Genomic DNA, 17,484 nt, shown 5'->3' with positions numbered 1-17,484 from the left:
GTGTCTCAGGGCTGTACTTCCACGGCCGTGATCAGGGCTTGTGCCGGTAAGGGGGCGGCGCCCGCGGGCAGCGGCACGAGGGCGGTCGCGTCGCCGGGGATGAGCCAGCCGAGCGTGTGGAAGGTCCCGTGGCAGGTTGCGGTGTCGACTCGGTCAGGCAGGTAGAGGCTGATGGTCAGCCGAGACAGCGCGGCGGTCCGCAGATCGATGGGGTCACTGAGGATCGGCGCCCCCGCCGGCACGGTGGTGCTCGGCCGGCCGCTGAAGGTCACCGCGTGATCGCTTCCGTGCTGGATTCCGTCGTCGGTGTCCGTGATGGCGACATGGGCGGCGCCGATGGTCAGCGGTGCGGTTCCGTACTCGTTGCTGACGCGCGGATGCGGATGCGGTGTCCGCCGCCTGTGATGCGGACGATCTGCCGCAGCGTCGCGTTCTCGAAGGGCTCGATGCAGCTGACGGAGTTGTCCGGTGCCTGCGGGGAGGCGCCCCAGGTGCGAACCCATGCAACTGTGTGCGGGGCCGAACCTTCGGAGCTGGAGGGGGTGTTGATGGCTTTGTTCACGGTCGTTTCCCTTCGGCTGTCGGGTACTGCGGCGGTGCTTGAGGGTGTTGGTGCTCGACGAGTTCGGCGTCAGGCGGTTGCCTGATGCGGTGGAGGGGCCTGGGCCTCGTTCGCGGTCCTGCGCTTCCAGACCGAACCGATGCTCCGGCGCAGGGGAAGTCGGTCGATCCGCAGCGGGTGAACGGCACCGCGTCTGGAACGGGGCCGGGGAGCCGCTGTTCGTTCTAGCTTGACTCTGTCGGGGATCTTGGAGGTGTGGAGTTCATCTGCCGAGGGTTCGCCAGGAGGTGAGCCGGGGGATCTTGTGCTGGTCAAGGTAGTTCTGGAAGGCCGTCGGCTGTCGGGGCGGGGGGGCCTCCTTCGGCCGACGGTAGTCCGCTGAGGCGTTCGATGTTGACGGCGATCGCGGTCAGGACGTGCTGGACGTGGGCTTTGCTCCGGCCTCGGTAACGGCAGCGTCGCATGCCATGGCCGTGGGCGAGCTCATTGACCGTGCCTTCCACTCCGGAGCGCACGGCGTATCGGATCTTCCACTCGGGGGTCTGTTGCTCGGCGCGGACGCGAAGTTGCACGTCTCGGAGTTCGCGTGGGGGAAAACCCACGGTGCGGACGCTTTCCCGTGAGGTGGTGCACTGGGTGCGGGCGGGGCAGGGCTGACACTGGCCCTTGGTGAATTTCGCCACGATCAGCGGGGCCGCGGTGGGTGAGGACGTCGGGTATGGGCCGTGCCGGCCCCGGCTCACCTGTCCCTGGGGGCAGGTGACCTGCTGGCGGTCGTAGTCGATGTGGAAGTCGTCGCGGGCGAAGCCGTCGGCGCGGCGATGTTGCCGGGTGGGGTTTCCCGGCAGGGGACCGGTGACGGTGACCTGGTGGTCCCGGGCGGCTTGTTCCAGGTGGACCAGGGAGGTGTAGCCGCTGTCCACCAGGTGCTCGGCGGGCAGCAGACCGCGCTGGCGCAGGCGGGTGTGAATGCCGGGCAGGACCCGGCTGTCGTGAGTGGTGGCCGCGGTGGTCGCCACGTCCGTGATCACGTTGGGGGCGTCCGGGGCACAGGTCTCGGTCAGATGAGCGGAGAATCCCCTCCAGCTGATGATGTGTCCGTGCCGTGCGTAGCGGGCCGAGGTGTCGTAGGGCGAGACGATCGCCCGGGACGAGGACGGCAGCCCCGGTCCGCCGTCCTCGTCGGTGCGCCAGAGCAGGCGGCCCGCGGCGTCGCGGTAGTAGTTCTGCACCATGATCTGGCGCAGGGCCTGGACGCGGGGGCCGGACGCCCGGCCTGTCCCGTGCTGGTAGAGGTGTTCCAGGAGCCGGACAGCGTCGTCGCCGGTGGCGAGGATCCTGGTCCTGGGCCTGGTGGGGTTCTTGCCCAGGCGGACCGGCCGGCCGTAGCGGTGCCCCCGCTCCTCGTCTGCCAGGCCGTCCAGCAGGTGCCCGGCGGTGCCGGCGACCTCTTCCAGCACGGCACGTACCGCTTCAGTGATCAGTTCCAGGCGGGTCAGGTCGCGGACGGCGGCCAGGACGTGGGTGGAGTCGGTGCGCTGCGTGGTGCGTTCGCCCACGAGGCCGGCTTCCTTGGGGCGGGCCAGGGCGAGGTCGAGGAGGCGGTCGGCCCGGTCGGCCTCGGTGAGGCGGTTGCGGAAGTCGATCAGCACGCTGTGGTGGAAGCCGGGGTCACCCAGCTCCATGGCCATGGCGTACTTGAAGTCGATGCGGCAGCGGACCGCCTCGGCGGCCTGCCGGTCCGACAGGCCGAGCAGGAACTGCAGCACGCAGACGGTGGCCAGCTGGGCGGGCGACAGGCCCGGTCGCCCGTCACGCGGGTACCAGTCGGCGAAGTCCTCGTCGCGCCACAGCCCACCCCGTGCGGGCGGGTATAAGGAGTGCTAACAGAATGCGACCAAGCTGATGGGCTGTCGGTTAGCCCGCCTTGGCGGCGGCGGGGAGGCATGTACCGTCCAGGACAACCGTATCGCCGAAGTAGGAGCTCTTGCATGCCTGTTGCCTTCACCTCGACCGAAGCTCATGACCGCGGCATGTTGGACACTGGCGATGGCAATCTCGTGTACTGGGAGGTGCGCGGCAATCCAGACGGCAAGCCCGCGCTCATCGTCCACGGCGGACCCGGGGGCGGGAGTCCGTCCGGCACTCCCAAGGCATTCGACCCCGAGCGCTACCGGATCATCCTGTTCGACCAGCGGGGCTGCGGACGCAGCACGCCGCATGCGAGCGATCCTGCGACGAACATGCGTCTCAACACAACTGAGCTGCTCCTTCGCGACATGGAGCAGTTGCGTGCGCACCTGGGGGTTGAACAGTGGCTGCTCTTCGGCGGGTCGTGGGGCTCGGCGCTGTCCGTCGCCTACGCCGAACGGCATCCGGAACGAGTGTCGGAGATGGTGCTTCCCGCGTTTTGGATGATGGGCCGTTCGGAGGTGGACTGGCTGTACCGCGGAGGGGTCGCGCGGCTCTTTCCCGAGGCGTGGGAGCGGTTCAGGAACGGTGTGCCCGAAGGCGAGCGCGATGGTGACATGGTCGCTGCCTATGTGAAGCTCTTGGAAGACCCTGACGCGGCGGTGCGGGCGCAGGCGGCCCTCAACTGGGCAGCCTGGGAGGACGCCGTCCTCTCCTTGGAGCCCAATGGCAAACCAGCCCCCTACAGCGACCACGCCTCGGACGCCGTGCAGGCGTTCGCGCGGATCTGCGCCCATTACGCCACCAACGACGGATGGCTGGAAGACGGCGCGCTGCTGCGAGGTGCCGGGCGCCTGGCCGCGATCCCCGGTGTGATCATCCATGGCCGGCACGATCTGAGCTGCCCGCTCGGTGCCGCCTGGGAATTCGCGCGGGCCTGGCCAGGCGCGGAACTGGTGGTCTTCGACGACGCCGGGCACAAGGGCAGTGCCGCCATGAACAGGCACGTGCGTGCTGTGCTGGAGCGATTCGACGGGCGGTGACGGCAGTGAGCAGCCTGAGCGTCGTCAGTACTGGGTGCCGTACCGACTGAAGACGCACGCCCGCATCGCGCGGTTTGTGTCAGAATTCGCAAGAGGCAGCCGGGTGGGGACTTCACTGAAGCGACGGCTTCAGGCGTCGCCAGCAGATGATCACGCAGCCCAGGGTGAGGAAGTCTTGGTGGATGTCGGCGCGGATCTCCCAGCGGATGCGCAGTCGGCGGAACCAGTGCAGTAGGGCGAAGGCTGCTTCCACGACCCAGCGGTTCTTGCCCAGGCCGCTGCCGTGCTCGGTGCCGCGGCGGGCGATGAGCGGGCGGATGCCCAGCTCACAAATCTGGCGTCGGTAGATGTCGTGGTCGTAGCCGCGGTCGGCGTAGAGCACGTCGGGGCGGCGGCGGGGGCGTCCGCGCTTGCCGCGGATCGGCGGCACGGCGTGGATCAACGGCAGGAGCTGGGTGACGTCGTTGCGGTTGCCGCCGGTCACGGTGGCGGCCAGCGGGATGTCGTTGGCGTCGACGATGACGTGGTGCTTGCTGCCCGTCTTGCCCCGGTCCACCGGCGAGGGCCCGGTGGCGTCTCCGCCCTTCAAGGCCCGCAAATGGGAGCCGTCGACGGAGACGCGGGACAGGTCGAGCACGTCGCGGGCGCGCAGTTCGGCGAGCAGGAGTTCGTGCAGCTGCTGCCACACGCCCGCCTCGTTCCAGTCCCGCAGCCGCCGCCAGCACGTCATCCCCGAGCCGAAGCCCAGCTCCTGCGGCAGGAACTCCCAGGGGATCCCGGTGTACAGCACGAACAGGATCCCGTTGAGCACCCGTCGGTCATCCAGCCGCTTGCGCCCCGGATAACGGATGCGCCGCTCGACCACCGGCAGCAGCGGAGCGATCCGCTCCCACAGCCCGTCATCAACCTCCCACGGCCTCCGCTGGCCCATGCCCACCCCGATCCATCGGCTACAGGCACAACCCCAACTGACGGCCTGTCATTCCAAGGAAACAACCGTTCATTTTGCTAGGAATCCTAAGTCGCCCGGCGTCGGGGCCTGGGTTCCCGGTCGGGGTCTTTGTGTCGTCCGCCGCGCTCGGCCCACTGCCGCCCGGGGTGAGGCTGGAGATTGAGCGGGCCGAACTCGTCCAGGCATAAGACGACATCGGGCTCGCCGGCCTCGGGTATGACCTCGCCGTCGGCGATCGCGTAGAGGTGCTCGACGCGGCCCTTCTTGGCCGGGTAGTCGGAGTCGCGGGACGTCTTCCAGGTCTTTATGCGTTGAAAGGACACGCCCCCCTCGCGGAGCAGGACCCGCAGGCCCTCGTGGCTGATGTCGTCGACCACCCCCTCGGCGACCAGAAAGTCGGCCAGCTTGGCCAGGCTCCAGGTCGAGAACGGCAGGCCGTGCTCGACCGGCCTGGACTTGGCGATCTTCTTGATCTCCCGGCGTTCGGGCAGGGCGAAGGTCCTGGGCCTGCCTCCCCTGTACTTCGGGTAGAGCGAGTCGAAGCCGTCCGTGTTGAAGTTGTGGATCACATCCCGGACCCGGTCCGCGCTGGTGAAGGCCACCTCGGCGATCTTCGCCACCGACATGCCCTGCGCAGACAGCAGGATCATTTGAGCCCGACGCCAGGTCACCACCGATCCGGTGCCCCGGCGGAGGATCCTCACCAGGCGTCGACCCTCGTCATCATCGATCTCGCGGACGCGTACCCGTTCTGCCACCTGGACAGCCTGGCCCACAGCGCCGCGTGAGTCAGCCTCTGAACTGTCACGGTGCACTGGCGCTGATGCTGCCTGACGCGGTACCAGGAAACAGCCCGGAAGTCGACCTCACAACTTGGGGAGTTCCCCCCGCTCGGTGATCATTCGCATCCAACCCTCGAGGGTGGCGACGAACTCTTCGAGGTCGGAGGTGGTGTGGGAGGCTCGCTCATGGTCCCAGTCAGGGTCGAGGACGACAACGCGGAAGCCGCAGCCGTGGTACCAGCCAGCGTCGATGCTGATCTCCCGGGCCTGCAGGCCGCCCTTCCGCACTGCCTCCTGCGCGGTCAGCCACGGCGGTCGTGCAGTGCGTGCCCAGTACAGGTCCTCAGAGTCGTTGGCCTCAACCCTTCCATCCGGCAGGCGTCGGACCAACAAGGTGTTGTAGATGACATTCCAGCCCATAGGGACGCGCAGCGGGAGCAAACCCCAGTCCTCGGAAACAGCCGCGGCCAGCGGGGATTGAGGCGGAAACCGGAAAATCGCGTCCATGTGCCGTCAGCATAGTCATGGGGTACGTCCTTACACAGGTCAAGGGCTCGCATGAGACCCCGACCCGCGTCGATGTCCACATCAGTCGGTGCCGGACGCGCCCGCTGGCGACGCGACAGGGCGAACGTTGCCTGATACGGCACTAGCTCTGCGGCGCGCCGAACCACTGGGCAGCCGCCTGCTCGAACGCGTCGCGATCCGGGGCGGGCTCGCTCGCCCAGGCCACGACGCCGTCGGGCCGAATCAACACGGCGCCCAGCCCGAGGTCGTTGCGCGCCGGGCCGGCCGCGTAGTGGATCCGGCCTGCCCACTCCTTGGCCGCGACCTGCAGCGCACGGTCGGTGCTGAAGTCAAGCACAACTCCCTGTCCCTGGCGCAGCAGTTCGCCGAGGCGGGTGCCGTCCTCGAAGCGGAAGTCCGGGGCGGTGCAGCCGATGAGGGGCTGTTCGCTGCCCATGTCGTAGCGGTTGAACAGCCCCGACGTCTTCCGGTACACGTGGGTCGTTCCGTCGGTGGTGCCCATCAGATCGTGGACGAGTTGACGCAGAGCGGGGGCGTTGGGGCCCGGCTTCATGGTCGCGACCTGGGCGCGGGACCAGTCGAGGACGGCGGCGGCGACGGGGTGCCGCTCGGTGGTGTAGGTGTCGAGCAGGCCCTCGGGAGCGGAGCCGCGCACGGTGGCGGCGAGCTTCCAGCCGAGGTTGTCGGCGTCGCCGATGCCGAGGTTGAGGCCCTGGCCGCCCAGGGGCGAGTGGATGTGTGCTGCGTCGCCGGCGAGCAGTACACGGCCCTCGCGATACGTCGTCGCCTGCATCGCGCGGTCGGTGAAGCTGGAGGCGAGATGGGCCTCGCTCAGCGTCACGTCGGTGCCGCTGATACGGCGCAGGACCGTCTGGAGGTGCTCGCGGGTCAGCGGCTGAGAGCCGTCGAAGGTGCCGCCGTCGAAGTCCATCATGCCCAGGTGCCCTTCGAGGGGCGTACGCAGATACATGCCGTTCGGCGTCAGGTTGAAACCGAGCGGCAGCTGCTCGGGGTCGGCGAAGGTGACCTTGGCGACGTAGCCGGTGAACAGCGGTTCGGTGCCCACGAATTCGAAGCCGGCGAGCTGACGTACGGCGCTGCGCCCGCCGTCGCAGCCCACCAGCCAGCGTCCCTGGTACTCCTGGCCGCCCGCCGTGACGAGGACAGATTCGGTGTCCTGCGCCACGGCCGTGACGGGAGCATTCCGGATGATCTCGGCTCCGAGTGCGGTAGCCCGCTCGGACAGCACCGATCCGACCGCTTCCAGGCTCGTCATGAACCCCTCCGTCGCCGGGCTGGGCAGCCGAGACGGGAGGGCTGCTGTGTCGATGTCGGCCGCGTTGAGGGTCATGCCCGCGAAATGGCTCAGCTCGCGAGGGTCGGGGGCCTCGACCGCTTCCGGATCCGCGCCGGCCTTCTCGGGGTTGACTCCGGAAGCATTCGCTATCGCTTCCAGTAGGCCGCGGCGGTAGAGCGTCTCGGCCGACCCGGCGTTCAGGCCCCGCAGCCCGAGCGGGAATGCCTTTAGGGGCGAGGTGAGTTCCGGGTCCCGCTCAAGGACCAGCACTGAGCAGCCGGACAGGGCCAGCTCGCCGGCCAGGAACAGACCGACCGGGCCGCCGCCCGCGATCACGACGTCGTGCATGAGAGGTGTCCTTTCGAGAAACGAACGATGGGGTCACCCGGCCGGATCGGCCGGGTCAGCACAGATGGGTGAGGCCGTCGAGGATGACGGCGATGCCGGTGAGGAACTGCTCGCGGTCGTCGTGCTCTCTCATCTGGCCGACGATGGCGTGCATGAACGGGTAGGCCTCTGGGTCGAGCCCCTGCCATGCCGTCGACGCCGCGTCGAAGAACTCGTCGCGATCCCCGTCTGGGTCGATCCCTGAGGTGTCCCCCTCGATGCGGGCGTTCTGGCTGACGGCTCCGAGGATGTAGTGCACGAGCGTCGAGGCCGCGTCGAACCATGAGGCGCGCGGCACACCCAGGGCGCCCATCTGCGCGCCGATCCGCTCGAAGATCCCCACCGTCACCGGGCCGACCGGATTCCGGATGATCTGGAGGGTCAGCCGCGTGGCGAGCCACTGATGTGCGGCGATCGCGTCGAACAGGGCCAGTGCGACGACACGGATCTCGTCCCCGGGTGTGGCCGCAGCCCCGGCGGGCCGGGTCGCCAGCGCCGCGCCGACCACGGTTTCCGTCGCCGTGTCGAGCAGCTCGTCACGGGTGCCCACGTGGTAGTAGATGGCCCCGGAGCCGGTGGACAGCCGTTCGGTCAGCGCCCGGATGGTCAGCGCGCTCTCGCCGCCCGCATCGAGCATCTCGACGGCAGTGTCGATGATCTGCTCCCGGGAGAGCACCTGGTTGCGCCGCTGTGGTCGGCGCGCTCGCGTCGTCATGCCTCGACGATGCCGCATTTGGTGCAGCGATCCAAATTGGTGCGCCGTACCAAACTGGCGTACGGTCCCACTTCGGAACAGCGCACCAACGCGTGGTGGGCCGACGCCGGCCGCAAGAGCAAAGGGACGTCATGCACCACGTCACGATCACCGGAGCCGGGCTCGGCGGACTCACGCCGGCCCGCGTCCTGCACGTCCACGGCATACCGGTCGAGGTCTACGAGGCGGAAGCTCGCCCGAGGTGCGGGCGCAGGGAAGGGCAGGGCAATACACCCAGGTCGTTATCGGACCTCGAAGTTGCCCATCATCATCATGTCCTCGTGTTCCAGGTTGTGGCAGTGGAAGACGTATTTGCCCCGGTGCCCGTCGAACCGCGTGATGATCCGGGCCTGTTCGGCGGGCCGCAGGTCGAGGGTGTCCTTCCAGCCGTGGTCGAACCGTCCCGGATCGCCGGTGCCGCGGCCCAGCACCTGGAAGTGGACGAGATGAAGGTGGATCGGGTGGTGGAAGTCCGTGTAAAGGTTCCAGATCTCGATGTCGCCGAGCCGGGGCGCGGCGTGGACGTGGTCCACGGAGAAGGCCTCTCCGTTGATGGTCCAGCCGCGGTGCTCGCCGATCGAATCGGACCGGAACACCATGTCCCGCTCCCTGGCGGCCTGTTCGGCCTTCAGCGGTTCGATCTCCGAGAGGGTGCCGGGCACCCGGCTGTCGTCCTTCGCCTTGCGCACGACCCTGAACTCCATCACCCATCGGGTCGAGCCCTCGCCGAAGTCGTTCACCAGCCGCACCTTCTGGCCGACCCGGTAGCGTGAGAAGTCGACCACGACCTCCTGGCGTTCGGCCGACGCGAGGTCGAGGTACGGGTGGGTCAGCGGCCGGCCCAGCAAGCCGCCGTCCGAGGCGATCTGGACGAACGGCTCGGCCACTCCGTCCGGCGGCGGGTCGAGCTGCAGCCGGTAGCGGCGGGCGTTGGAGGCGTTGAGGATGCGCAGCCGGTACCGGACCGCGTCGACTTCCTTGTACGGCCAGAGAGTTCCATTGACCAGGATCGTGTCGCCGAGCACGCCCGCCTCGTACGGCGATGTCACGCCGGGCGTCCTGGTCAGGTTCTCGTCGACGCTGGGGTAGCGCAGGGCGCCGTCCTCGGCGAAGGAACGGTCCATGATCATCAATGGAAGGTCGCGGTCGCCGTCCGGAAGGGGAAGGGCCCGCTCCTCGTCGTCGGTGATCAGGTGCAGCCCGGCCAGGCCCCGCCACACACTCGGCCCGGTGAAGTCCATGCGGTGGTCGTGGTACCAGAGTGTGGCCGCACGCTGGTCGGTGTCGTACACATAGGTGCGCTCGCCGTGGCTGAGGTCGCCACCGTGGTGAGTGGCCGTGTGGGTGCCGTGCGCGGGCAGGATCTGATCGGTCGGGTAGCCGTCGTGCGGCGGCGCGTTCCGGCCGCCGTGCAGATGGACGACGGTCGGCACGGGCAGTTCGTTGCGGTGCCGTACGACGGTGCGCCGCCCCTTCCGGGTGACAAGGGTGGGGCCGGGCAGGATGCCCTCGTACGCCCAGATCGGGGTGTGCAGCCCGTCGAGGATCTCGGCGGTCACGGCGCGCTGGGTGATCTCGTACGTGTCCGTATCCCGGGTCGAGTCCACCGGCTTCAGCACGGGCGGCACCGTGAGCGGCTTGCGGAACGGCTCGGGCAGCGGGATCTCGCTGCGCAGCAGGGTGCCGGTGGAGGTCGTGCCGCGGAAGCCGAGGGTCAGCACGGCGGAGCCGCCCACGGCCAGCACTGCGGCGCCGCTGCCCAGCAGCAGGGAGCGGCGGGAGAGACGCCCGCTCATGCCCCGGCCTCCCGGTCGGCGGGGGCACCGGCGTGCCGTGCCTGCAGGGCCGCCACGAAGGCTCCCACGATCATGGCGACGCCGAGCGGGATGTGCAGGGACACCATCCGTGCCGCGCCTGCGCCGTTCTGCGCCTGGTTGGCCAGCAGCAGCGTGAGCGCCGCGAGGAACGGCCACCGCCTGCCCTTGGCGTGCCAGCGCAGGAGCGCGCCCGTGACCAGCGCGCAGAAGAGGATCCCGTCGGTGAACGTGGCCCCGTACCGATGCCAGCGCAGCGCGTCATAGCTGCCCGACAGGAACTGGCCCGCCAGCACGGCCTGTCCGAAATAGGCCGCGGTCACGGTGTACATGAAGGCCGCGTACGCCCGTCCATGGACCCGCCTGCGTCGCCCCCGCCCGTCCGACGTGGGCGACGGCACGGTCCCCCGGCCCGTCGTTTCCGCACCCATGACCAGAAATCTCCCATCGGATCATAAATCGACTACGCCGTAGACTTTCTGTTAGGTAAACTACAGCGTAGACACAATCACAATTCCGGTGAGAAGCGAAATGGCGATTCAGATGAGCGAGCAGAAGCCCGGCGCCCGACCGCAGGTCGCCGCGCGCACGGCGACCGCCCTGACCTCCGGTGCGCGGCTGCACACGGAGGTGCAAGGCCAGGGCCCCGCACTGGTGCTGATCCCCGGCGGGGGCGGTGACGCCGGGGTGTACGAGGACGTCGCGGGGCTACTGGCCGAGCGGTACACGGTGATCACCTACGACCGGCGCGGGAACTCACGCAGCCCGCTCACCGACCCGTCGACACCCGTGGGGGTGCCCGAGCAGGTGGCGGACGTGGTCGCGGTCCTCGACCATCACGGCATCGACAAGGCCCTGGTGTTCGGCACCAGCGGGGGCGCGATCATCGCCCTGGACCTGCTGGCCCGGCACCCGGAGCGGGTGCAGGCCGCCGTGGTCCACGAGCCGCCGTTGGTGCAACTTCTGCCCGAGGACAGTCCGGAGCGGCGCGCCCTCGAGGACATCGACCGGCTCGGCAGGGAGAAGGGACCGATGCGTGCGCAGGCCGCCTTCGGGGCGATGACGTTGCCGGAGCCGCCCCGGATCTTCCTCTCCCCGCGAGGCCAGGCGGTGATCGCCGCGACCTCCCATCTGATGCTGGCCACCGGCCGGGCGGCGCGGCGAGTGACCGGCCGGAAGCCGGACACCATGACCCGTATCCTGTCCAACTCCACCCTCCTCATCGAGCGGGAGCTGCCGGAGTTCTGCTTCCGCCACCGGCCAGATCTGGACGCCCTGCGTCGGGCCGGGGTGCCGTGGTGCCTGGCGACGGGCAGGGACAGTGTGGGGCGCCCCTACCACCGTCCCGCACACGTGCTGAGCGAGCTGGTGGGCGTACCATGCGAGGAGTTTCCCGGGGGACACACCATCTATCAGCAACTCCCCGAGGAATTCACCCAGCGGCTGACCACGATCCTGGACCGACTGCCCTCATGACGACCGACAAGGCAACCACCGCCGGGACCCGGCCGTCCCCGCCCGCGAGACCGGCGCTGAGCCGGCCCTACATCGCGAGCGCGGCCCTGGCACTGATTGACGCGGGCGGTCTCTCGGCCTTCTCGATGCGCAAGCTGGGCACGGGGCTCGGCGTCGACCCGATGGCTGTCTACCGCTACTTCCAGGACCAGGAGGATCTGTTCGACGCCATCGCCGAGACGATCTTCGACGAGCTCGACGTCGACTCACTGCCCTGGGACGGCACCTGGCGCGAGGTTGCCGAGCGGTACTGCCTCCGGCTGCGCGAGGCACTGCTCGCCCATCCGCACGCGGTGTCGATCTTCGCCACCCGGCCCGTGCGCTCCCCCGCGTCGATCGACACCGGCGTGCGCATCATCGAAGGGTTCCAGACGGCCGGCTTCACTCCGGCCCAGGCGCTGCAGATCTCACGCTGCCTGCGGGAGTTCACCGTCGGACACGCGCTGAGTCTCGCGGTGATCCGGCTCGGTGCGCGAAGCCGCAGCCGGAAGCCCACGCCGGGCTCGTCCTCGTACAACATCCTGGCTCAGGCGGCGGACGACACGGAGATCGACGAGCACTTCGACATCGGCCTCACGGCGATGCTGAACGGCTTCGAAGCGCTCGTCTGACCTGCCGCGAGGGCTGTCCCGAGGCGTTGTCGGGGTATCAGCGCGCGGCGTCAGATGCTGGGGGCACCTCCTGCGCGGTTCAAAGGGTGGTGAACCGCAACGGGTCTGATGGAAGCTCGATTCCCTGAGAGGAACGAGTCAGCAGTATGCGGTGTGCCGCTGCTTGCGCGGCACGTCCATCCGCTCGCAGGGTCCCGTGAATCACCGGCTGGGATCCAGCGCGGTCGGCCGCAGCGCAGCTTCTTCCTCGGCTCCGGCCAGACCAGTCCGCGGCCTTCCTGACCGTCCGCCACGACATGTTGTACTTACGCTCGATCTCTCGCATCGCCATGCCGCCACGGTGGTCGCACCGGATCCCGCCGTACAGCTCGATCTTCAACATCCGCGGCATAATCAGGGCCTTTCACCAGGAGCACCTCGATACCACCCAGGCCACCAGGCAAGTACCTCCGTGCTGTAAAACTCGTGAACACCACCCGACCGTGGATTTGGGTACCTCCCAAACCCGTGAACGCCTGACCTCACGACTCATCAATAAAGCCACTCATCTGCCCATCTGGATCGGCACCGCGATAGCCGAGGCCGGACTGACCGTTCGCTGCACCACCACGCAAGCCCTGGTGAACGAGCTTGCCGAGGCGGAGGCCGCCAAGCGTCTCTCGTCGGTGATCGCCCGCTACAGCAAGGTCGACTTCTGTGTCTGGACGAGTTGGGCTACGCGAACCTGGACAAGAAGGGCTCCAGGCTGCTGTTCCAGATCTTCACGGAGCGGGAAGAACGCAAGGACACGGCGGTCGCGACGAACTCCCCGTTCGCTGAGTGGGAGAAGACGTACGACGACCGCCGGCTCTGCGCGGCCATCGCGAACCGCCTCACCTTCCGCTCCACGCTGCTCCAGACCGGCACCGAGCCCTACCCGGCTCCAGGCCACCTGCGACGAACGCGAAGACCACTGATGGAGGCCCCCTGTGACTTCGTGCCTGAGGGCGATCCCGACACTGCCACAACGACAGCGCCCGTGGTGAGTTACAACCGCACGAAGCTCACCACGAGCACAGCCAGGGACAGCAGCAGCATGCCCAGGCAGTTGACCCAGAACGCGGAGTTCAAGGCTCGCGCGCGCATGTGGGATGCGGCGGCCGCCAGGAAGTAGACGACGATCGCAGCAGTGGTCGTCACGGCGACGCCGGGCACCCAGAGCCCGACGATGAGCCCCACTACGGAGGCCGCCTTGAAGGTGATCAGCACCCACCACCAGTCGCGCGGGAACCGTACGCCGTCCAGGCAGTCGACGATGAATCCCGGTGGACGGAGCATCATTGCGGCGTCGCCTGCCTGTATCCCGAGCAGGATCAGGATTGGCCAGACGGGAGACGGGAGTTCAGAGAGGGTCATCGGTCATTCTCTTCGTATGCGGTGATGAATTCGGCGGTGCGCCGGATCCCGGTTGCCGCCTGCTGCCGGTCGGTGGATCCCGCGGCAAGCAGCATCAGCTCACCCAGGTAGCTGGTGAACATCACCTGCGCACCGTGCCGGGCGCGAGGGGCGGGTATTCCCGCCTTCACCATCGCGGCGGTGAGATTGTCCTCGGTCAGCGTGCGCAGCCCGCCGAGGGCCGCGTTCTCGGGTTGACCTCGGGTCAGGGTCCGGAAGTACGAACGCGCAAGTTCGTCGTTCTCGGCGAACAAATCGAGGAACGGGTCGAAGTAATGGGCCAGGTAGTCGACTGCGGAGGCTGCGGACTCCGCCGCCGGTGGCGCGGGGATGCGGGCGGCGATGGCTTGGTCGTAGACAAGGCTCAACAAAGACTCCTTGTCCCCCACTGCCATGACGGCACCCACGGAAACACCCGCCTCCGCCGCGATCTGCCGCACCGTCGTGTCCTGGAAGCCACGCTCCTGGAAGAGTCTTTCGGCGGCCTCGATGATGCGGGTGGTGGTCCGCTGTTTTCGTTCGGCACGAGTTTCCTGAACGTGTTCAGTGAACATGTTCAGAAGGTAGTCGGCGCGGCTGCACCGACGCAATAGTGTTGGCCCTCACGGTTTCGGAACGGAGGAGCCGGCCCGCACCGCCACCACCGGTGCGGCCGTTCACGCCGACGGTGGCGCTGCGGCCGGCAAGCAGGTACAGGTCGACACCACCCGCCTGGAGGTGATGGCCGTCGGCGAGGACGGCCGCGCGGTGCGCCCGGAACTGACCATCGCCCTGGATGTGGCCACCTGGTCGGTGGCGGCGGCCGTGCTGCGCGAGGAGAGCACCCGGGCCGTGGACGCGGCCCGGCCGCGCGCCGAGATGGCCGTGCCCCATCCCTCCCGGCCCGGCTGGCCCGGCCATCTGCGCCTGGCCCAGGCCGCCGTCCCCCACACCCAACTGCCGGCCCTGGACGAGCGGCTTGCAGCCGCTGCACCCAACCACAGCAAGGCGCGGCGGTTGAGACGATCAGACCCGCTGGGTCTCCGCACCAGGCGCGTGTGCTGCCTGTTCGGCCTTCTGCGCGCGGAGTTCCCTGACCTCAGCCTGAAGGTCGGTGAGTTGCCGGTGAAGTGCCTGAATCGCCACGATCGCAACGCCGTTGGCATCGGTGCAGCAGATCGTCCTGTCGTCGGCTCCCAGTCCGAAGTGGGCCCGCCAGTCCTGTGCCATCGGCCCCAGGTGGCGCACTTTGTCGTCCTCCCACCGGTACCGCCATGTGCTCACCGGCAGGCCGGTCACCGCGGCGAGGACGTCGAACCCGTTCACGCCGTCACCCGCCTCCGCGACTGTTTCCCCGGAGGCTGTAGACGTAATTCCGGCGGGATTGGGTGTGTCGGGGTGCAGGCGCGCCCGGTAGGCCCGAATGCCGGCGGTCCGGGCGCGGTGGAGGCGTTCGGTCAGCGATCCCATCGCACCGGGCTCACGCTGGTCTTTACGGCCCGGTCGGAGAACAGCAGACTGCCCAGCGGGACGAAGTGAACGGAGGCCCCGGGGTCGTCGCCGACCGGGGCGGCGCTCTGCTCCACCGCCTGCACCTGCGCGGGCTCGGCGGCCTCGGCAGCCGAGGCCGCGCCCAGGCACACCGACACGGCGGCGATCGCAGCGGAGGACACTGCGGCAAGTCGGGTAGCTGCGGTAAAAGACATGAAACACGCTCCGGGTCAGTCAGAGATCAGATCAACCAGGCAACGACACCGCGCCCCGTCGGTCACGAGCAGCACGACCACACGTTGACTACTGCTCTGTAGAGCCAGCCGGAACAGGGGCGAGGAGATCGGCGGCGCCGTCCTTGTGCACGCCCACGTTTTGACACTGATTGATGGGCCTGATCCGGCCGCGAATCTCCGCTGATCGATCTTGCTCATCAATCGGCCGACAGGTGGACGTCCGCACCCTCGGGGCGGGCACGGACAGCCAGGTCAGGACGGCGTCGGCGGCGGTGGCGTGGACGATCTGGGCCGCGAGGCCCTCTTCCCCACGCAAGAGGCCCGCAGCAGCGATGTGGCGGATTCGCTCCATGAGGAGTTCGAGGCCGATCCGGAAGACGGCGGTGGACCGGGGGGTTCGCCGTACATCAGCGTGTACAGCGCGGGGTTGGCCGGCCCGAACTCGACCACGGTGTCCCAGCCGTCGCGCAGTTCCTCGACCGGGTCCTGCGGGGCGGGATCGATCTGCTGCTTGGCGGCCAGGAACCGGGTGAAGCCGTACTCGGCCACCGCGTCCGGCAGCCCCTCCTTGCCACCGAACAGCCGGTACAGGGCCGGCGGCCGCAGGCCGGCGGCGCCGGCGACCGCCCGGGTCGTGACCGCATCGCGGCCCCCACGCTCCAGCAGGTCCGACAAAGCCCCCGGCAGCCGCTACGCCGTGTCGGTGCTGGGGCACCGCGCGTCGGAAGGCCTCCCACCGGGCCGTTGTCAGGTCGCCTGCGCCCGTGCGGTGGGGGTGTGGCCGTCCTGGGCTTCCTGGGCGCGTTCCGCCACCATCTGCGCCAGCACCTCCAGCGTGGCGACCTCGTAGTCACCGTTGGCACCTTCCTCCTGCACGGCGGCGACTACGGTGCCCACGCGAACGAACGCCTGCCCCTCCCCCTTCGAGAGTTCGAGAGCGTACGCCTGGTCGCCGAAGGCCGGTATCGCCAGCGGCTTGGACTCGCTCTTTCGTCCCATCCGCTGCTCGATGTCGTCGTAGACGCGCTGGGCGTCGTCGGCCGAGGCGCAGGCGATCACCGCGAAGGAGGCGGACTGGTCGTAGGGGTTGTGGAAGGCCGACTGGGCAACGCTCAGGATCCCCGCACACTGCTGCTTCTCCGACATCTCGGAGCAGGCTTCGCCACCTGACGCGAGACTTGTCGTGGACGTGCTGGTCCAGCCGGTCGGCATGGCGTGCAGGTCGGGTGCGACGGCCTTGACCGTCGCGGGGTCCTTGAGCACGGTGACCCGGTGCCCGGCGCCGGGAACCGGCGCGCCTTCGTCGCCCGTCGCGAGCCGGGCCAGCCCGTACACGGCCAGGGCCAGCACGACGACCACCGCGACGACCGCCACGAGCGCGCCCGGGTCGCCCTTGCGGATCTTGGTGACTGCTTGGTTGCCGAGCACGAAGGTGCCACGGGCCCGGCCCCCGCGGTCGATGTTGATGCCACCCACGTTGGTGGGCTGCTCGGTCGGCTTGGGCGGGGCAAGGACACTCGCCAGGTACGCGGCGAACGCCGGATCCTCGGCCAGTACTTCCGACAGTTTCTCCCGCAACCGCGACCGCGCATCGGAGTCGTCCGGTGTCCGTTCGACCTCCGATACGGCTTCCTCTCCCTGGGCCACGTCCCGCAGTCGGCCGCGCACCAGGTCGATGACCATGCCGCCGGCCGCTCCGCCGGCCGCGGTCGTCGCGGCAGCCGCGGCTCGCGCCACCGCGTCCACCGCCGCGGCCGCCAGATCCGCCCCGTCCATCCGTGTCCTCCGTTCCCTTGGATCCACCGGTCGTCGCCTGGCACGGGCCGGAGCCGTGTAGCCGCTGGTGCTCACCCTGTGCCGAGTCGCTGGGTCCGCATATGAATGCGTGAATCCTGTTTCCGCTGAACAGAGCGAGGGCCATCGAGGCGTCGAACGTGAATGGATCCACGGCTGCGCCCGGTCGAGAGCCCGTGCTCCTGGCAGGTGGAAGTCCTGCGGTCCCCCATCGCGTCCAAGTGTCGTGCTGCCGAAGTTTGTTGCGCAGGCCCTCTCGCGCGATGAAACAATCTTCCGCTGTCGACGATGGCGGACAGTGCGTGCAACCGGCCCGCCCACGGCGCGAATTCCTCTTGCGGGCGACACCGCGGCGCGATTGATTCAGAGGCCGCTATGGGGGAAGGCAGGAGTG

The 17,484-nt window shown here is 68.7% G+C and carries 18 protein-coding genes and 2 pseudogenes; 4 read left to right on the top strand and 16 right to left on the bottom strand.

Annotated elements, in window-relative coordinates:
- Positions 1 to 5 precede the first annotated feature (5 nt).
- The 3 genes from ACIQCZ_RS35700 to ACIQCZ_RS35690 all read right to left on the bottom strand — a co-directional run bounded on the left by ACIQCZ_RS35700 (position 6) and on the right by ACIQCZ_RS35690 (position 2,361).
- Positions 6 to 272 carry a hypothetical protein gene (locus ACIQCZ_RS35700; RefSeq protein ID WP_402289029.1) on the bottom strand — a complete coding sequence of 89 codons (267 nt, stop codon included), beginning with the start codon at positions 270 to 272 and terminating at the stop codon, positions 6 to 8.
- Between the two features lie 68 nt (positions 273 to 340).
- Positions 341 to 562, bottom strand: coding sequence for a hypothetical protein (locus ACIQCZ_RS35695; RefSeq protein ID WP_402289026.1), 222 nt, complete (start codon positions 560 to 562; stop codon positions 341 to 343).
- A 311-nt stretch (positions 563 to 873) separates the two neighbouring features.
- Complete coding sequence (locus ACIQCZ_RS35690) at positions 874 to 2,361, bottom strand: IS1182 family transposase (RefSeq protein ID WP_402289143.1); 1,488 nt, start codon at positions 2,359 to 2,361, stop codon at positions 874 to 876.
- A 192-nt stretch (positions 2,362 to 2,553) separates the two neighbouring features.
- Here ACIQCZ_RS35690 and pip point away from each other — a divergent pair, with 192 nt between their 5' ends.
- On the top strand, positions 2,554 to 3,516 hold the full coding sequence (pip, locus tag ACIQCZ_RS35685; RefSeq protein WP_402289024.1) for a prolyl aminopeptidase: 963 nt from the start codon (positions 2,554 to 2,556) through the stop codon (positions 3,514 to 3,516).
- Positions 3,517 to 3,628: 112 nt separating this feature from the next.
- Here the strand turns inward: pip and ACIQCZ_RS35680 are convergent, their stop codons facing one another.
- The 7 genes and pseudogenes from ACIQCZ_RS35680 to ACIQCZ_RS35650 all read right to left on the bottom strand — a co-directional run bounded on the left by ACIQCZ_RS35680 (position 3,629) and on the right by ACIQCZ_RS35650 (position 10,362).
- Positions 3,629 to 4,447: an IS5 family transposase gene (locus ACIQCZ_RS35680; RefSeq protein ID WP_402289021.1), complete on the bottom strand. Its 819-nt coding sequence runs from the start codon at positions 4,445 to 4,447 to the stop codon at positions 3,629 to 3,631.
- Between the two features lie 89 nt (positions 4,448 to 4,536).
- Positions 4,537 to 5,226, bottom strand: a pseudogene (locus ACIQCZ_RS35675) (helix-turn-helix domain-containing protein); the annotation flags it as partial.
- A 108-nt stretch (positions 5,227 to 5,334) separates the two neighbouring features.
- Positions 5,335 to 5,757: a hypothetical protein gene (locus ACIQCZ_RS35670; RefSeq protein WP_402289018.1), complete on the bottom strand. Its 423-nt coding sequence runs from the start codon at positions 5,755 to 5,757 to the stop codon at positions 5,335 to 5,337.
- 142 nt (positions 5,758 to 5,899) lie between these two features.
- A complete protein-coding gene (locus ACIQCZ_RS35665) occupies positions 5,900 to 7,423 on the bottom strand; it encodes an FAD-dependent monooxygenase (protein ID WP_402289015.1) in 1,524 nt (507 codons plus the stop codon).
- Between the two features lie 55 nt (positions 7,424 to 7,478).
- A complete protein-coding gene (locus ACIQCZ_RS35660; RefSeq protein ID WP_402289013.1) occupies positions 7,479 to 8,177 on the bottom strand; it encodes a TetR/AcrR family transcriptional regulator in 699 nt (232 codons plus the stop codon).
- Between the two features lie 281 nt (positions 8,178 to 8,458).
- Positions 8,459 to 10,012 (bottom strand): multicopper oxidase family protein, encoded by a 1,554-nt coding sequence (locus tag ACIQCZ_RS35655; protein WP_402289010.1) that lies wholly within the window; start codon positions 10,010 to 10,012, stop codon positions 8,459 to 8,461.
- Complete coding sequence (locus tag ACIQCZ_RS35650; protein WP_402289008.1) at positions 10,009 to 10,362, bottom strand: hypothetical protein; 354 nt, start codon at positions 10,360 to 10,362, stop codon at positions 10,009 to 10,011. The genes ACIQCZ_RS35655 and ACIQCZ_RS35650 overlap by 4 nt, the downstream gene beginning before the upstream one ends.
- Positions 10,363 to 10,573: 211 nt before the next feature.
- On the opposite strand from ACIQCZ_RS35650, the gene ACIQCZ_RS35645 reads away from it, so the two are divergent.
- The 3 genes and pseudogenes from ACIQCZ_RS35645 to ACIQCZ_RS35635 all read left to right on the top strand — a co-directional run.
- Positions 10,574 to 11,506 carry an alpha/beta fold hydrolase gene (locus tag ACIQCZ_RS35645; protein WP_402289005.1) on the top strand — a complete coding sequence of 311 codons (933 nt, stop codon included), beginning with the start codon at positions 10,574 to 10,576 and terminating at the stop codon, positions 11,504 to 11,506.
- Positions 11,503 to 12,156 carry a TetR/AcrR family transcriptional regulator C-terminal domain-containing protein gene (locus tag ACIQCZ_RS35640; RefSeq protein WP_402289003.1) on the top strand — a complete coding sequence of 218 codons (654 nt, stop codon included), beginning with the start codon at positions 11,503 to 11,505 and terminating at the stop codon, positions 12,154 to 12,156. The genes ACIQCZ_RS35645 and ACIQCZ_RS35640 overlap by 4 nt, the downstream gene beginning before the upstream one ends.
- A 556-nt stretch (positions 12,157 to 12,712) precedes the next feature.
- Positions 12,713 to 13,060: pseudogene (locus ACIQCZ_RS35635) on the top strand (ATP-binding protein); the annotation flags it as partial.
- A gap of 122 nt (positions 13,061 to 13,182) precedes the next feature.
- Here ACIQCZ_RS35635 and ACIQCZ_RS35630 read toward each other — a convergent pair.
- From ACIQCZ_RS35630 to ACIQCZ_RS35605, 6 genes are all read right to left on the bottom strand, one after another.
- On the bottom strand, positions 13,183 to 13,551 hold the full coding sequence (locus ACIQCZ_RS35630) for a DoxX family protein (protein WP_402289001.1): 369 nt from the start codon (positions 13,549 to 13,551) through the stop codon (positions 13,183 to 13,185).
- The gene (locus tag ACIQCZ_RS35625) at positions 13,548 to 14,144 is read right to left on the bottom strand and encodes a TetR/AcrR family transcriptional regulator (RefSeq protein ID WP_402288999.1); all 597 of its coding nucleotides are present in this window, start codon (positions 14,142 to 14,144) and stop codon (positions 13,548 to 13,550) included. The genes ACIQCZ_RS35630 and ACIQCZ_RS35625 overlap by 4 nt, the downstream gene beginning before the upstream one ends.
- Positions 14,145 to 14,595: 451 nt before the next feature.
- Positions 14,596 to 15,039: a tail fiber domain-containing protein gene (locus ACIQCZ_RS35620; RefSeq protein ID WP_402288997.1), complete on the bottom strand. Its 444-nt coding sequence runs from the start codon at positions 15,037 to 15,039 to the stop codon at positions 14,596 to 14,598.
- A complete protein-coding gene (locus ACIQCZ_RS35615; RefSeq protein WP_189282204.1) occupies positions 15,027 to 15,242 on the bottom strand; it encodes a hypothetical protein in 216 nt (71 codons plus the stop codon). Before ACIQCZ_RS35615 ends, ACIQCZ_RS35620 begins: the two co-directional genes overlap by 13 nt.
- A 306-nt stretch (positions 15,243 to 15,548) precedes the next feature.
- On the bottom strand, positions 15,549 to 15,971 hold the full coding sequence (locus ACIQCZ_RS35610) for a TetR/AcrR family transcriptional regulator (RefSeq protein WP_402288995.1): 423 nt from the start codon (positions 15,969 to 15,971) through the stop codon (positions 15,549 to 15,551).
- A 72-nt stretch (positions 15,972 to 16,043) separates the two neighbouring features.
- On the bottom strand, positions 16,044 to 17,072 hold the full coding sequence (locus ACIQCZ_RS35605; protein WP_402288992.1) for a hypothetical protein: 1,029 nt from the start codon (positions 17,070 to 17,072) through the stop codon (positions 16,044 to 16,046).
- Between the last annotated feature and the right edge of the window lie 412 nt (positions 17,073 to 17,484).

Source organism: Streptomyces sp. NPDC093149 (assembly GCF_044754145.1).
GTDB lineage: Bacteria > Actinomycetota > Actinomycetes > Streptomycetales > Streptomycetaceae > Streptomyces.
The sequence above is the reverse complement of the archived record's forward strand: the minus strand, read 5'-3'. Positions and strand labels throughout refer to the sequence as shown.

Bases quoted from the DNA above. Each gene is read 5' to 3' on its own strand.
- pip (WP_402289024.1), top strand. From the start codon at position 2,554: ATGCCTGTTGCCTTCACCTCGACCGAAGCTCATGACCGCGGCATGTTG.
- ACIQCZ_RS35680 (WP_402289021.1), bottom strand. From the start codon at position 4,447: ATGGGCCAGCGGAGGCCGTGGGAGGTTGATGACGGGCTGTGGGAGCGG.
- ACIQCZ_RS35670 (WP_402289018.1), bottom strand. From the start codon at position 5,757: ATGGACGCGATTTTCCGGTTTCCGCCTCAATCCCCGCTGGCCGCGGCT.
- ACIQCZ_RS35665 (WP_402289015.1), bottom strand. From the start codon at position 7,423: ATGCACGACGTCGTGATCGCGGGCGGCGGCCCGGTCGGTCTGTTCCTG.
- ACIQCZ_RS35660 (WP_402289013.1), bottom strand. From the start codon at position 8,177: ATGACGACGCGAGCGCGCCGACCACAGCGGCGCAACCAGGTGCTCTCC.
- ACIQCZ_RS35655 (WP_402289010.1), bottom strand. From the start codon at position 10,012: ATGAGCGGGCGTCTCTCCCGCCGCTCCCTGCTGCTGGGCAGCGGCGCC.
- ACIQCZ_RS35650 (WP_402289008.1), bottom strand. From the start codon at position 10,362: ATGTACACCGTGACCGCGGCCTATTTCGGACAGGCCGTGCTGGCGGGC.
- ACIQCZ_RS35645 (WP_402289005.1), top strand. From the start codon at position 10,574: ATGAGCGAGCAGAAGCCCGGCGCCCGACCGCAGGTCGCCGCGCGCACG.
- ACIQCZ_RS35640 (WP_402289003.1), top strand. From the start codon at position 11,503: ATGACGACCGACAAGGCAACCACCGCCGGGACCCGGCCGTCCCCGCCC.
- ACIQCZ_RS35630 (WP_402289001.1), bottom strand. From the start codon at position 13,551: ATGACCCTCTCTGAACTCCCGTCTCCCGTCTGGCCAATCCTGATCCTG.
- ACIQCZ_RS35625 (WP_402288999.1), bottom strand. From the start codon at position 14,144: ATGTTCACTGAACACGTTCAGGAAACTCGTGCCGAACGAAAACAGCGG.
- ACIQCZ_RS35620 (WP_402288997.1), bottom strand. From the start codon at position 15,039: ATGGGATCGCTGACCGAACGCCTCCACCGCGCCCGGACCGCCGGCATT.
- ACIQCZ_RS35605 (WP_402288992.1), bottom strand. From the start codon at position 17,072: ATGGACGGGGCGGATCTGGCGGCCGCGGCGGTGGACGCGGTGGCGCGA.